This is a genomic window from Actinomycetes bacterium, assembly GCA_022599915.1.
GTDB lineage: Bacteria > Actinomycetota > Actinomycetes > S36-B12.
Genome location: JAHZLH010000054.1, coordinates 13,620 through 27,668, shown reverse-complemented (window position 1 = coordinate 27,668; position 14,049 = coordinate 13,620). Strand labels below are relative to the sequence as shown.

Sequence of the window (14,049 nt, the reverse complement as noted above, 5' to 3'; positions counted from 1 at the left end):
TCGGCTCCTGCGACGGCTCCTGGCTCGGCTCCTGCGACGGCTCCTGGCTCGGCTCCTGCGACGGCTCCTGGCTCGGCTCCTGCGTCGGTGGCAATTCTGTACGGGTGGCGCAGTAACCGAAGGTAGTGGGCGAACCAGACCTCACCGTGTCGTTCCAGGAGAGACCACGGGCAGTGACTTCACCGGACGTGCTATCCAGTTCCGCACTCCACGACGAAGTGATCTGCCCACCGGACTGGAAGGCGACCTGCCAGGACACCGGATCCGCTGACTCAGTGGTTACCTTTGCATCAACACAGAATCCGGCCTGCCAATCACTGGTGATCTTCACCGCGACCTCGGCATCAGTTTGGGGCTCTTGACTCGGTTCCTGCGTCGGCTCCTGGCTTGGCTCCTCAGTGGGTTCCTGCGTCGGCTCCTGCGACGGCTCCTGCGACGGCTCCTGGCTCGGCTCCTGGCTTGGCTCCTGCGACGGCTCCTGGCTCGGCTCCTGCGACGGCTCCTGGCTCGGCTCCTGGCTCGGCTCCTGGCTCGGCTCCTGGCTCGGCTCCTGCGACGGCTCCTGGCTCGGCTCCTGTGACGGCTCCTCGTTTACGGGCAGCGACGGAGTATCGGAACCAGAGTTGACCCGATTCGCGCAGAACCCGAACGACGTTGGCGATCCAGCGACGACAGTTTCGTTCCACGATGCCCCACTCGCCTGCAGAACGCCATCGACAACATCTCCCTGGCCGTTCCAGATAGATGACACTGGCCCACCGGTTGTGACTGGCACCTGCCAGTCGATTGGCTCTGTGGCATCGGAACTGACCGTGACATCGGCACAGTAGCCGCTGCCCCAATCTGAAGCGACGGCGAGCTCAGTTGACACATCACCGAAGTGAGGCATCGTGCTCATCGACGGCATCGGCTCGTGTGAATGCGAGGGGTCATGACTCTCGGTCGGAGTCGCAACGGGAGTTGGCTCCGGGACGGAGGCTGCCTCATCGCCCATCACCACATCCGAACAGGAATAGAACGCCTCCGGGGAATCGCTCCGCTGCCAAATGGTGTAGATCATCTGACGACCCTCGCGTTGTGGTAACTCCATGCGGAGGGTGGTCTGTTTTTCGGCAGGCAATGCACCACTGTCGTGCACCAATTCCAGGTCGTCCCAGGCCAGCGGTTGCTGCGGGTCGTAGCCCTGCTTGGAAAGGAATACTTGGTAGTACTTAGTGGCATGTGGCGCAGTTGATGTCCACGTCATCGTGTATTTGCCATCGGCGTCCGGTTGCAGCGGAGTGGCTCGCCAGTCGGTTCCCGGATCATCGAAAACGGCGTACTTGTCTCGATTTGCGCTACAGAGTTTCCCGTCGGGGATCAACTCGCGATGCCGCCCGTTGGCATCACCGATGTTGACCTCCATCCAGTCGTACAACGACTGCGGGTTGGCTTCGTTAGCCTCCTGACATTTTGGATCGTCCGGTGCCACGAACTTGCACATGTAGACCCGGGAGGCCGGATTGTCCATACTGCCGTGAGCCAGCGCGACTGTTGGTGCGACAGCACTCACCAGACCGAGGGACAGGGCAGTGGCGGCAAAGGTTGCCGTCAAGGTTTTCACTATTTCTCCATCTCTTTGCGGATCACTTGGGATGACCCAACTACCAACACCTGAAAAGAACTTCGGGGCCTCGCCGTGATCAATAGACATCCGATCGGGTGAACCCTGTGGGATTAATCACGAACTCGAATCCAGCCGCTACCTCGATTGATGCCGAGCCATCGTCAGTCGCGTTCCATGCGATTTCCTTACAACTGCAGTCGCGTGACCTCCGGCTCCGGCACCGACCGGCGCACACCACTAGCGCCGCACCTTGACTCGCGCTCGTACGACGGGACTGCTGGGATTTTCTCCGGCGGGATTAATCGCCACTACCCGGAAGTAGCGGTGGCGTGGCTGCTTAACCTTCTTCACCTTGCCGACCCACCGGTTCTTGTCGGTCTTGGCTACCGGGCGCCACTTCGATCGACCATCCCGACTGACCTGAACGCGGTACTTATCCACACCCTCGGCCGCTTGCCATTTGATGCGCACCCGCAGGCGCTTGCGCACCTTGACCTTGGGTAGACCTGGCGCATAGATCACCGAACCTGCCGGCGGCGGCGAAGTCGAGGGCGCCCCGGTGGAGTCTCCCGGCACGTACGGTGCCCCAGGAGCGTACGGCTGACCAGGTTGGTACGGCGCTCCGGGAGTGGCGGGTGAGCCCGGGTTGTAGGGCGACTCTGGACTTTCTGGTGATCCCGGCCCTGGCTGCTCCGGTGAACCAGCTGAACTCAACTGCACATCCGAGCAGGAATAGAACGCCTCCGACGAGTCGCTGCGTTGCCACGCCACATAGATCATGTGCCGACCTGATCGCTCCGGGAGGTTGAACCGCATGGTGGTGGTGTACTCACGCGGGCGTGCGCCGGTGTCATGGACCAGATCCAAATCTCCCCAGGCCAGTCGCTGGTTCGGGTTGTACCCCTGCTTAGTGACGTAGACCCGGTAGTAGGCGGTGCTATGAGGCGCCGTTGAGTTCCAACGCAGCGTGTATTTACCGTCGCTATCTGGGGTTAGGTTTGTGGCCGGCCAATCATCGCCCGGTCGATCGAAGAAGGTGTACTCGTCTCGATTGGCACTACATAGTTCGCCATCCGGGATCAGCTGTCGGTGGCGTCCATTCGCATCAGAAATGAGCAGTCCATTCCAGTCCCAGATCGATTGTGCGTTGGCTTTCCACGCGTCTTGACACACTGGATGGTTGGGCACCACAAATCGGCACATCTGCAAGCGAGATGCCGGAAGGTCCAATGTGCCATGGGCGGAGGCTGGCGATGGCGCAGCTACGACTAAGCCAGCGCAGAGTCCAGTCGTGGTGGCCATGATTGCAAACTTCTTCATCACTCAGGTCTCCTTGGGTCGGCGCAACCGCTCATAGAATGAGCCTTCCTAGAGGCGACGGGATCCTTCGGGTGCTGGTTCCAAGTTTTTTCAAATTCACTCCAGTCGGGCGATGACCCGACTGCTCACCTCAATACGCTGAACCGGACCGATCTCCTGCTCAGCCACACCTGCGGCCCGGCAGTCTCCTAGACTGGCGGTCCGAACGAATCCGCGGACTTTTCCTGGGAGACGCCAAGTGACCCTGCTCGTTAGATCGATGATCGGATTGACCCTGGCTGCGGCCCTAGTCACTGGCTGCTCCAGCTCTGACACCACTACTGACTCCGAGCAGGAAACATCCGGCCAGCCAACTAGCGGGACTACTGATTCGGGTAACGAGACTGGCTCCGACAATAGGCAACTTGAGCAATTCAATAGCGTGGAAGTCTCGACCGGGATGGCCGTGAAACTGACGGTGGCGTCGGGAACGCAACAATCCGTCAGAGTGAAGACTCCGGACACCTTCACCGGCACGGTGATCACCAAGGTCACCGACCAAGTGCTGCGCATCTCGCAGGAAGACGTGGGTGTTGGTGAGGGCCCCACGGTCACGGTGGCTATCCCACAACTGAAATCGCTAGTCGTTGATCAGGGATCGACCATAACAGCATCAGGAAACATCAACTCCTACACGGTGAAACTGGCCCAGGGCTCCAACTTGAGCGCTGCCGCGCTGCGAGCTGAAAAAGTCGCCGTTGACCTCGATCAGGGCTCTAACGCGGAAATCTTTGCCGCTACGTCAGTGACCGGCTCGCTTCGCTCGGGATCCAACCTGCAGGTTCGCGGAGATGCCGATACCGCTCAGGTCAAGGTTGAGAGCGGCAGCAATCTCTCCGACTGACTGGGACCGATCAGCAACCCACCGGGTCCGTAACAGGCGCTCGTCACCGCAACTGCCTCGCAACCCGGGCGGCTCGTCCGAACCACCCGGAAAAGTTCATAATTTGCCTGCCGAATGCTAAAGGTCGCCACACGCATTGCCGAACTTCTCTATGACGATTTATGTCGGCTCGAGGAGGACTTCGGCAATGGCGCTCCAAGACTTCACCTTCGGCGGGACGATCGCCGAGCCAGTACTCGCTCCCGAGGAATCCCTAGTACTCACCACCCAGGGCCAAATCCTGCGAAACGACGAAGCAGTCGAAGCTACTTTCCACGTCAGTAACCGCCGAGTGATGGCCTCACCGCACTATGGCGGTGACCCAATCGAACTCGCTCTCTACGCAGAGGTGGAGTCGGCAAAACTAGAGCGACGCAGCATCATTACTGGAGTGGTCACCATGGGCAGCAACCGCATCTTGGTGCCGCAGTCGCATGGTGATGCGTTTGTTGCCGCTTTTCGGGCCTACCAAGATGCAGCCGCCATTGACTACCCCTCGCTCCGGCTCACCAAGCGACGCGACCTTGACGCAGCTATGTCCATGATCTTGGGCGAGAAGCGATCTGGCTCCAGCCAGGAAATCTACTTGGGCGAGATGCTCGATCGACTCGATCTGGCTACAGTCAACGCGGACTCGCTGGGTCTGGCGATGTCCCGAGCCGACTGGTTGCCCGCCAACTACCGAGTGGCCACTCGGTCGGCCAAGTTGATGGCGCTGATCGGCTACTACACCCGGGAGCGGGAGATCAAAGCCAGTCGCCTGCCCGAGAGCGGCATCATGTCTACCTATCAATCTTTCTCGCTGGCGGCTGCGGCTGCACTGAGCAAGGAGGGGCTGCAAGCCGTCAAGCGAACAACCAATGAGAGCGTCGACAAAAGGCACGCCGCCTACGCGGCAGCCTTCGGTTACGCGATTTGCGCTTGGGATGGCATGACCAAGCCGCAACGCGGCTGAATCGGCCCTGTACTAGACCAAGCCCCCATCGGAACAACTAGGCCGCTGGCGTGGGCAGTACTCCCGGCCAGGCGCAGGTGCGTGGGAATGGCAATTGGCCGGTCAACACGTAAGAATCAATCGGCTGGCTGACGCAGCTATCGTCGCCACCCCAAATCACATGCTGGGTCCCATACCGCTGGATAAACGTCTGCGTTTTGAATGCCTTCTTCATCTGCTTGGCCCAAAACTTGGGGGTGTAAACGTCTTTGGTGGCGTTGGAGATCACCACCGGAATATCGGCAACCTTGTCTCGCAACCGACCGCGGGACATGTCCGGCACTGGTTCAGGTTGCAGATCCAGTCCGACACAACCAGGGGCGTAGCTAAGCGCCAGTTGTCCACCCAGGGGGCCTTGTGATGCCGCATCTGTGACCGCGTTGGCTTGCAGCCTCTCACCCGGCCGATCGGCGTAGTCCAAGCAGTTGACCACTGAAAACGGACCGCCGGCATTGGAGTTACTGGTGGGAATCAGCCCCGCCAGCGTCTCTTTGGCAGCCTGGCTGCCGTCGCCACCGGCAGCTGCCACCTTCACCTTTTGGGCCAGAAACGGAATCTGACTGATCTGGACATTCTTTGCCAGCAGTTTCGTCGTCATTTCACGGTAATCCCAGCGAGTGAACTTGACCCCGGGTGCCACGGTGATGGCTTCGTCGCGCAAGATGCGATCGCCGCGCTTGAAATCTCGGAACACGTCCGGCGCGTATTTCTTCACGAAGTCCAACGCCAAGTCGGGGCCGACAGCGCTCGCTGACAAGTTGGCGTAGCTGCCCGACGGGTTGATGTTGCCGTCTAGGACCATGGCTCGCACTTTTTTGGGAAACATAACTGCGTAGGTATAGCCGATCCGGGTGCCATAACTGGCGCCGTGATACGTCAGTTTTTGGTCTCCCACTGCTGCGCGCAGCTGTTCGAGATCGCGCACCACATTGCGCGTCCCCAGATAGTCGATGAAAGAAGAATTCTTCCGCTGACAGGCTCGGTTGGCTTTGCGGAGTTGCTTACTGGTTCGATCCAACGCCTTAGTCCAGTTCACTTTGCCGGTAGCTGGCAACACTGGAAATGGACTGTCACACGACTTCAGCGTCGGTGTGGTCTCCCCGATCCCGCGCGGATCCCAAGATACAACGTTGTACTGCTGCTGGATCTCCGCTGACATCTGACCTGCTTCATAGGCCAATGCCGCCACTCCCGAACCACCTGGCCCACCCGGGTTGAAGAACAGCGATCCAATCGGATCAGATCCGGTCGCAGGGACCCTGACGACCGCCAGGGTTACCGTGCCGCGGCCGGGCCGATCATAGTCCAACGGCACGTCCAGCGTGGCGCATTGCTGGGTGGGTGCCTGCTCCTTGGGGCAGTCGGTCCAGACCATTGTGCCTTGCTCGTCCGCCGCATTGGCCGATCCGGCCACAGCAGGCAGCAGGCCGACCAGCAACGCCACAGCAGCCACCCCTGATAGGAGCAGTCGAGCGCGCGCCGTCTTCCCGTTTCCGCTGGTATTCCGTGAATCCACTGGCTGGTTGACCACGACATGCCTTCCCTGCGATCGTTGCGCCTACTCTATCGCCGCTCAGGTGGCGTTCCCGTTCGACCGATCTATCTTCCCCCTCGTTCAAGTGCCCCAGTGGAATAGACCGCCTATCAGGGGCGTTTCAAAAACCATGACGACCATTGGATTCATCGGCAGCGGAAATATTGGTAGTACAGTTGCTCGCCTCGCGGTAGCGGCTGGATACGACGTGATCATGAGCAATAGTCGTGGACCGGAGACTTTGGCTGATCTAGTCACCGATCTTGGCCCACAGGCCACCGCCGGAACAACGGCGGAGGCAGCAGCGTCCGACCTGGTCGTGGTGACTATCCCACTGGGCCGCGTAGCGAGCGTGCCCGCTGCCGAGTTGGCCGGTCGAGTGGTCATCGACACGATGAATTACTACCCCGGCCGAGATGGTGAGATGCCGGAACTAGCGGGAGGCGATATGTCTTCGTCTGAGTTGGTTCAGCAATACCTCGCCGATTCGCAGGTGGTTAAAGCGTTCAACAACATCTTCTTCCAACATCTTGCGGAACTGGCACGCCCGGCTGGTGCAGCTGATCGCAGTGCGCTACCCATCGCTGGCAATGACGAGGTAGCCAAACGGCTGGTGACGGAGTTCCTGGACCGGATCGGCTATGACGTGGCAGATATGGGTCCGCTGACGGAAAGTTGGCGCAGCCAGCCTGACACCCCGGTATACGGGACGGTGTACGCGGCCGATCCAACAAACTGGGGAGCAGGCCCATCGCCCGCGGGGGTGGCCGCGGTGACGGCCGCAGCTGCCGCCGCTACCCGCTGACGGCGCAGCGTCTGCTGCGAGGAGTGACTGCTAGCAAGCGAGTCACCGGCGCAACCGCACCACCTCGGTGTAGCTGACCTGGTCGCCGAGGATTTTCAGGCGATACTTGCCTTTGGGCAGGTTGATGACGACTTTGCCTTTCTTGTTCGTCGCGCGTTTCCCGCCGATCGTCTTCCACTTGCCCTTGTTCAACTTCTGCACTTTGAACTTGGTGCGGACCCCGGAGTCGAACATTGCCTTCAACTTGCCACCATTGGCGACCTTCTTCATCGTGGCGGCAACTGGAGCGGACCCACCACGATCTGGCTTGGCACCACCAGGTGAAGTCGAATCCGCTGGCGGGGCCGCCTGGTCAACTGGGGCCGGGGCAGTCGGTGGTTGAACCGGTGCTGCCGCTGCCGGCGCTTCAACTCGGATATCGAGCGTGCGCATTGTCAGGTTCTTAGCAATCACCCGGTAGGTACCTGGCGCCAGTCCAGTTGTGTCGAAGACTGCCTGGCCTTTGGTACCACTCTTGGCGGTTGCCACTATCCCACCCTCTCGAGCCTGCACCTCAGAGTCGCCACGGAGCACCGGCACCAGCAACAGCTTCGCACCTGCCAGGGGTGCTCCACTTGCGGTTCTCACCGATACCACCGCTGCGGAACCCGCAGCGGTCTTGCCGCCGGTGGTCGATTCCATCGTCGGCAGATAGGGAAGTACCGCCAGGGCCACTCGTCGATAAGGGTCGCTACCGGTGATGGTGCGACCTAACACGTCAGTGTGCTGGGTCGTCTGGGGCGACACCTGTGCGGTCACCTTGGCGATGGTCTTGTTGTAGGGCAACGGGCCAAATGCCGAAATGGGGACTCGTCCCACGGAGTCGGTGACTCCGCCGATGCGCCCTGGCAACCAGCCAGTGACCTTCACCCCAACCAAGCCCGAGACCGGCCAGGTGAATGGGCCAGCAGCATCGACCTGGGCATTCCGAGCAGCCTCGCCTTCCTTATCGACCACCAGGACAGTGACTCGATGCTCGCGTGGCATCGTCAGGGCGAACGAACTGTCCTGCGGCGTGAAGACCGCACCGCCCTCCACCGCGAAGTCAGCATGAGTAACCGCCACGTCGGTATTCACGTGAGTTGCTGCCTGCAGCGCAAATGAACCGTCGGCGGCTGTTGTGGCGACCGAGGTAAGGCTGCCGTCAACTGCGGTCGCAGTCACGCTGGCATCACCGAGCGCAATCCCGTCTTGCGTAGTCAACGTCCCGGCCACATCTCGAATGCCTGGGGCTACCGGAGTTGCTGGGGCCGAGACGGCGGAGTAGCCCGACATGCCGTTGCTGTTGTGAGCTGCCACCCGGAAGGTGTACGTGGTCCCGTTGGTCAGGCCACCAACGGTGAACTGCGAAGTGCTATCGCCGGTGTTTGCGGCGGCCGTGGTCCACTCGCCGCCGTCCGGTCGGTAGTCGACGCGATAGCCGGAGATGGGACTGCCACCGGAACTTGCCGGCGCCGCCCAGGTCAGCTGTATCTCTCGATCACCGACCTTCGGGTTCGGCTTTCCCGGTGCCAACGGCGGACCAACCTCGTACTGCACATTCACGAGACTGTCGGGCGAACCTGCCTGACCCCACGGGTACTTCACGACACTCTGGCTGCCTTGCTCGAGCATCGCCGCAGTCACTTCGGTGGCGGTCGCCTGTGGATTCGTTCCCCAGTACACCGCCAATGCACCGGCAACATGTGGGCTGGCCATGGAGGTGCCACTGAGCGACTGACCGCCGAGGGCCCCAACCGCGGTTGCCTTGATGGCTGATCCGGGAGCGTAAAGATCAAGGGCCGGGCCATAGTTAGAGAAGTAGGTTTCCTTATCAGTCGAGTCGGTGGCCCCCACCGTAATCGCGCTCGGAGCGCTGGCTGGTGAATAGTTGCGGGCATCCGCACCAGAGTTGCCTGCTGCCACCGCAGTCGGAACTCCCGATGCCACCAAATTCGCGACCGCAGCATTGATAGCTTCGTTCTTGCCACCGCCGAGACTCATATTGGCAATGGATCTTTCCGGGGCGTTGGCCGCCACCCAATTCATCGCATCGATGATTCCTGACCAAGACCCGGATCCGGCACAGTCCAGCGCCCGCACCGGATGCAGAACGGTGTTGACGGCCATACCAAACTCGGTGGAGCCCACGGTGCCGGCTACATGCGTGCCGTGACCCTGACAATCATCTGCGTCACCACCTGGGGTGATCACGTCATAGCCAGCACCCATCCGACCAGCAAACTCCGGGTGATCCAAGTCGATACCGGTATCAATGATGAATACGTGTACCGAGTCCCCCTCACTCGGCGGGTTGTAGTTGCCGTCAGTGCCCAGATACTGATCGCTGCGATCGATTCCCCACGAGTTGGCCACCCGCGAGGTATCAGCTTCGGCCGGTACCCCGACTGCATAGGCAGTGCCATCAGGCACGACCTGCTTCACCTTGTTGCTACTTTCCAGTTCGGCTGCCACAGCAGGGCTGAGATTGACCACCGCTCCTTTAAAGGCCTTACCTTGCAGTTTGTCCGAAACGTCTGTCCGACTGACATCGGTTGTTTTAACCATCTTCTTGACTGAAGCCGAACGCTTCAGTTGCACGATGTAGTCCTGCTCCTCGTTGACCGGTTGTTCGGTTGCTAACTGATCGCCGGGAAGTGGCCGCTTATCCTCGGCCGCCGCTGCGGCGCTCCCAGTTGCCAAGGCACTCAGTGGGGCCAGCAGCAGTCCTGCGACCGCAATGCTGATTCCGATGCTGGTTCGCTTCCAGCGGCGACGCCTGGGCCGATAGCTGGCACCTAGCTGACCGTAGGATTTGATCGGATCAGTCATGGCTTCACTCCCCAGCTCGGCGCGGCAAGCCGCGGCCTTGAAGTCCGGCTAGACCGCCGGGGAGCGCTGTCCACCGCAACAGTGAGCCGATGAAGATGAAGCCGACTTCAAGTAGGTTCTTCTTTCCTAGTCAGACTATCGGTTGCTGCGCTACCTACAGTTGAGTCAGTTCACCTAGTTGCCCCTCACCCGATTGCCGGGTACCCACTAGTCGGGCCCACGAACACTCAGGTAGTCACCAGCTGACCTTGCAACCGGTGATCCAGCAGGTCAGACTCCCACCGTGCCGTTTCCGCAGCGGGTCACCCGCTTCAATCGCGATGTGGTGAACCCCCGCATGCGACATCTGGCCCGCATCGCTCCCTATTTGGGTGTGGTCCACCATGTGGGCCGCAAGTCCGACCGCAACTACGCCACGCCGGTCATGGTGTTCCGCGCGCACGGCAACTGGTTATTCGCCCTAACCTATGGCAGTCAAGTGGATTGGGCCCGCAACGTCGTCGCAGCCAGTGGCTGTTCCCTGGAGCACCGGGGCGCTACTTTTCCGCTGGCTGATCCGGTCCTGATCCGAGATCCAGGTATGCGCAGCGAGGTGCCACTGTTCGTGCGCCCTGTCCTGGCGAGCACTGGCGTGGACGAGTTCCTACTGCTGACCCGCCGCATCTAGTGGCAGCTCCTCTTGTGTGTGACCCTGACCCTGTGTCGGGGCGGGATCTACCCTTTGCGACCATGGGTGGCATGTCCGGGCAGTCCAGCGACATCACCGCTAATCTCATCAAACGCGACTCGGCTGCGGTCTGGCATCCGTTCACCCAACAATCACTGTGGGCCGAGGATGACCCGATTGTGGTGGATCGCGCCGAGGGAATGTACTTCTGGGACACCGATGGTAACCGCTACCTCGATGGCGTCTCTTCGTTGTGGGTCAACGTGCACGGCCATCGGGTTCCCGAGATCGACGACGCCATTAAGCGTCAACTAGATCGGCTGGATCACACCACTTTCCTCGGTCTCACCCATGCCCCCGGAATTGAACTCGCTGAGCGGCTAATCGATACCGCTCCTATGGGGCTGACCCGAGTTTTCTATGCCGGGGATGGTTCCAGTGCCGTTGAAGCCGCCTTGAAGATGGCCTACCAGGCCCACATCCAGCGAGGTGAGCAACGACCGCTCTACCTACACATAGCTGAGGGGTACCACGGCGACACCTTAGGATCGGTGAGTGTCGGCGGAATTGACCTCTTCCACGACAAGTACCGCCCCCTCCTGCTGTCCACCCAGATGGTGTCATCGCCGGGCTTGTTGGAGCCGGGGCAGACTCGTGCCGAGCGGGCCACAGCGGTGATCGCGGAGTTGCGGGAGAAGTTGGCTGAACATGGCGATCAGATCTCCGCACTGGTGATTGAACCTATGGTGCAGGGCGCGGGCGGCATGCTCACTCACGACGTGTCGTTTGTCCGTGGCGCGCGTGAACTGTGTGACGAGTTCGGTGTGCTGCTCATCTGCGATGAGGTAGCCACCGGCATCGGTCGCACTGGGAAAATGTGGGCTGTGGAGCACGCCGGTATCCGCCCCGACATGATCACGTGCGGCAAGGGCGTGACCGGCGGCTACCTGCCACTGTCAGCAGTACTCGTTGCGGAACCGGTGTACGACGCCTTCCTTGGCTCTGCAACCTCTGGACGAACGTTTTATCACGGGCATTCCTACACCGCGAACCCACTGTCCTGCGCCGCGGCAATCGCGAACCTGGACTTGATGGCACAACGAAATACCGTCGCCCACGCAGCGGCCGTCGGCGAACAACTGGCCAAACAACTAGCACCGTTGCTCACCGTCCCAGGAGTCCGGGAGATTCGTCAGATCGGCACCATGACCGGTATCGAGGTAGATCCGGTCACTGAACGCACGGGCTTTGCCATTTGCCAGCACGCTCGCCGCAACGGTGTCTGGGTGCGTCCACTGGGTGACGTCGTGGTGCTGATGCCACCGCTCGCCATCGAAGAAGCAGACCTGAACCTGCTAACCACCACCGTGACGGATGCGATCACCACGGTGCTGGCATGACCCAATTCGCTGACTGGCTGCATCAGCAGGCGCAGCAGCGTCGTGATGCTGGCACTCATCGGCACCTCCAGCCGCGGTCAGCGAACCAGGACGTCCTGGATTTAGCGTCCAATGACTACCTAGGATTGGCACGTCATCCGCAGGTAGTGGCGGCTGCCGCTGATGCCGCTGCCACCTGGGGAGCCGGCGCCACTGGCTCCCGATTGGTCACTGGTTCCACCGAACTGCACGCGGATCTAGAAACCGATCTGGCACAGTTCACTGACTACGAAGCCAGCGTCACTTTCAGCTCCGGTTACCTGGCCAACCTGGGGACAGTGAGTGCACTGGCCGGGCCAGACTGTCTCGTCGTTTCTGATCAGTGGAATCACGCCTCGCTGATTGATGCCTGTCGGCTGTCTCGGTCCCCGGTAGCGGTGGTACCGCATGCTGACCCGGCAGCCGTAGCGGCGGCCCTCGCTGACCGCCAGCAGCCGCGGGCGCTGCTCGTCACCGATGCAGTATTCAGTGTTGACGGGGACCTCGCACCCCTTACCGACCTGCACCGAACCGCGCGCAGCAATGGTGCGGTACTGGTGGTGGATGAGGCGCATAGTTTGGGTGTGGTCGGTGACGGCGGCTGCGGGGCGACCGCTGCCGCAGGTCTAGCGGGTGAACCCGACGTGGTAGCCACCGCAACCCTGTCGAAGGCGTTGGGAAGCCAGGGTGGCGCAGTGCTGGCATCGACGCCGGTCATCAATCAGTTGGTGAACGCGGCTCGCCCGTTCATTTTCGACACTGCCTTGGCCCCGGCGGCAGTGGCGGCTGCTCGCGAGTCGCTGCGGCAGTTGCGGCGAGACCCGGGACTGCCCAAGCGAGCGCTCACGGTCGCCGCCGAACTCCACGAGTTGCTGATCGATCTGGACTGGTCCGCACCGGCACCCGATGCAGCGGTGGTATCCGCGTATACCGAGAGCCCCCAGGCGGCAACTACCGCTGCGGAGACGTGCCGGGAGCATGGTGTGCAGGTCGGTTGTTTCCGACCACCTTCGGTGCCCGATGATCGATCCCGACTGCGCTTAACTGCCCGGGCTGATCTGAACGCCGCTGACCTACACCGCACTGCCGCTGCTCTGGTTGCGGCCCGGAAGGCGGTAGCCAGCCGATCCGCGCTAGATCACCCCAGCCCACCTTCACCTTCATCCCCAGACACCGCAGAGAGGAACCCGCAGTGACCATCCGAGTAGTAACCGGGACAAGCACCGGAGTCGGCAAAACGGTTATCACCGCGGCCATGGCTGCCACCGCAGCCGCCGCCGGACAAACTGTGGCCGTAGTGAAGCCGGCGCAAACTGGGCTCGGTCCTAATGAATCTGGCGACATCGCACACGTTGCCGAACTGGCGGGGATCGAGGATCTCTATGAGTTGCAGCGTTTCCCCGATCCGTTGGCGCCTGAGGCCGCCGCGCGCATCCGAGAGCTGCCCACGCTATCCCGCCAGCAAATCGTTTCGGCGATCGCGGCATTGGCGGAAGAGTTCGATCTGGTCTTGGTCGAGGGTGCTGGCGGCCTGCTGGTGCGCTTCGACGAGCACGGCACCACCTTGGCCGATATCGCCGAGGATCTAGCCAGTGATCACGACACCGAGGTCGTGGTGGTGGCGGATCCAGCCTTGGGAACGCTGAACCACACCGCACTAACGGTCGAGGCCCTGCAGCAACGCAAACTGCACCTCGCAGGCGTTGTTTTGGGCTCTTGGCCGTTAGAACCGGACCTCGCCTGTCAAACAAACCTAGTGGACCTGCAGTCCGTCGTCGGTGCGCCCATTAGCGGTGCGATGTTGGCGGGCGCCGGGGAACTAAATCGGGAGAATTTCCTTGCCGCGGCCGAATCTTCGCTGTCCCCTGCGTTCGGGGGCCGGTTCGATGAGGCAGACTTCGCTGTGACGTTCCAAACTCGGAGGACCTCGTGA

The 14,049-nt window shown here is 61.2% G+C and carries 11 protein-coding genes; 7 read left to right on the top strand and 4 right to left on the bottom strand.

Annotation, left to right across the window (positions count from 1 at the left end):
- Nucleotides 1-1,603: lytic polysaccharide monooxygenase (locus K0U62_09195; protein ID MCH9801687.1), on the bottom strand; the 1,603-nt coding region annotated here is incomplete at its 3' end.
- 240 nt (nt 1,604-1,843) lie between these two features.
- A complete protein-coding gene (locus K0U62_09190) occupies nt 1,844-2,929 on the bottom strand; it encodes a lytic polysaccharide monooxygenase (protein ID MCH9801686.1) in 1,086 nt (361 codons plus the stop codon).
- 235 nt (nt 2,930-3,164) lie between these two features.
- Between K0U62_09190 and K0U62_09185 the strand changes: the two genes are divergently transcribed.
- Together K0U62_09185 and K0U62_09180 are read left to right on the top strand one after the other, a co-directional pair.
- A complete protein-coding gene (locus K0U62_09185) occupies nt 3,165-3,809 on the top strand; it encodes a DUF2807 domain-containing protein (protein MCH9801685.1) in 645 nt (214 codons plus the stop codon).
- Nucleotides 3,810-3,996: 187 nt separating this feature from the next.
- Complete coding sequence (locus tag K0U62_09180) at nt 3,997-4,803, top strand: hypothetical protein (GenBank protein ID MCH9801684.1); 807 nt, start codon at nt 3,997-3,999, stop codon at nt 4,801-4,803.
- A 37-nt stretch (nt 4,804-4,840) separates the two neighbouring features.
- Here the strand turns inward: K0U62_09180 and K0U62_09175 are convergent, their stop codons facing one another.
- Nucleotides 4,841-6,286 (bottom strand): alpha/beta hydrolase, encoded by a 1,446-nt coding sequence (locus K0U62_09175; protein ID MCH9801683.1) that lies wholly within the window; start codon nt 6,284-6,286, stop codon nt 4,841-4,843.
- 220 nt (nt 6,287-6,506) lie between these two features.
- Between K0U62_09175 and K0U62_09170 the strand changes: the two genes are divergently transcribed.
- Nucleotides 6,507-7,181 (top strand): NAD(P)-binding domain-containing protein, encoded by a 675-nt coding sequence (locus tag K0U62_09170; GenBank protein MCH9801682.1) that lies wholly within the window; start codon nt 6,507-6,509, stop codon nt 7,179-7,181.
- Nucleotides 7,182-7,223: 42 nt separating this feature from the next.
- Here K0U62_09170 and K0U62_09165 read toward each other — a convergent pair whose 3' ends face one another.
- Nucleotides 7,224-10,031: a S8 family serine peptidase gene (locus K0U62_09165; GenBank protein MCH9801681.1), complete on the bottom strand. Its 2,808-nt coding sequence runs from the start codon at nt 10,029-10,031 to the stop codon at nt 7,224-7,226.
- Between the two features lie 283 nt (nt 10,032-10,314).
- Between K0U62_09165 and K0U62_09160 the strand changes: the two genes are divergently transcribed.
- From K0U62_09160 to bioD, 4 genes are all read left to right on the top strand, one after another.
- Complete coding sequence (locus K0U62_09160; protein ID MCH9801680.1) at nt 10,315-10,698, top strand: nitroreductase family deazaflavin-dependent oxidoreductase; 384 nt, start codon at nt 10,315-10,317, stop codon at nt 10,696-10,698.
- Nucleotides 10,699-10,769: 71 nt separating this feature from the next.
- On the top strand, nt 10,770-12,098 hold the full coding sequence (gene bioA / locus K0U62_09155) for an adenosylmethionine--8-amino-7-oxononanoate transaminase (GenBank protein ID MCH9801679.1): 1,329 nt from the start codon (nt 10,770-10,772) through the stop codon (nt 12,096-12,098).
- Complete coding sequence (locus K0U62_09150) at nt 12,095-13,312, top strand: 8-amino-7-oxononanoate synthase (GenBank protein ID MCH9801678.1); 1,218 nt, start codon at nt 12,095-12,097, stop codon at nt 13,310-13,312. Before bioA ends, K0U62_09150 begins: the two co-directional genes overlap by 4 nt.
- The gene (gene bioD / locus K0U62_09145; protein ID MCH9801677.1) at nt 13,309-14,049 is read left to right on the top strand and encodes a dethiobiotin synthase; all 741 of its coding nucleotides are present in this window, start codon (nt 13,309-13,311) and stop codon (nt 14,047-14,049) included. The genes K0U62_09150 and bioD overlap by 4 nt, the downstream gene beginning before the upstream one ends.

Excerpts from the sequence above, each read along its gene's own strand:
- bioA (MCH9801679.1), top strand. The coding sequence starts at position 10,770 with ATGTCCGGGCAGTCCAGCGACATCACCGCTAATCTCATCAAACGCGAC.
- K0U62_09180 (MCH9801684.1), top strand. The coding sequence starts at position 3,997 with ATGGCGCTCCAAGACTTCACCTTCGGCGGGACGATCGCCGAGCCAGTA.
- K0U62_09165 (MCH9801681.1), bottom strand. The coding sequence starts at position 10,031 with ATGACTGATCCGATCAAATCCTACGGTCAGCTAGGTGCCAGCTATCGG.
- K0U62_09170 (MCH9801682.1), top strand. The coding sequence starts at position 6,507 with ATGACGACCATTGGATTCATCGGCAGCGGAAATATTGGTAGTACAGTT.
- K0U62_09150 (MCH9801678.1), top strand. The coding sequence starts at position 12,095 with ATGACCCAATTCGCTGACTGGCTGCATCAGCAGGCGCAGCAGCGTCGT.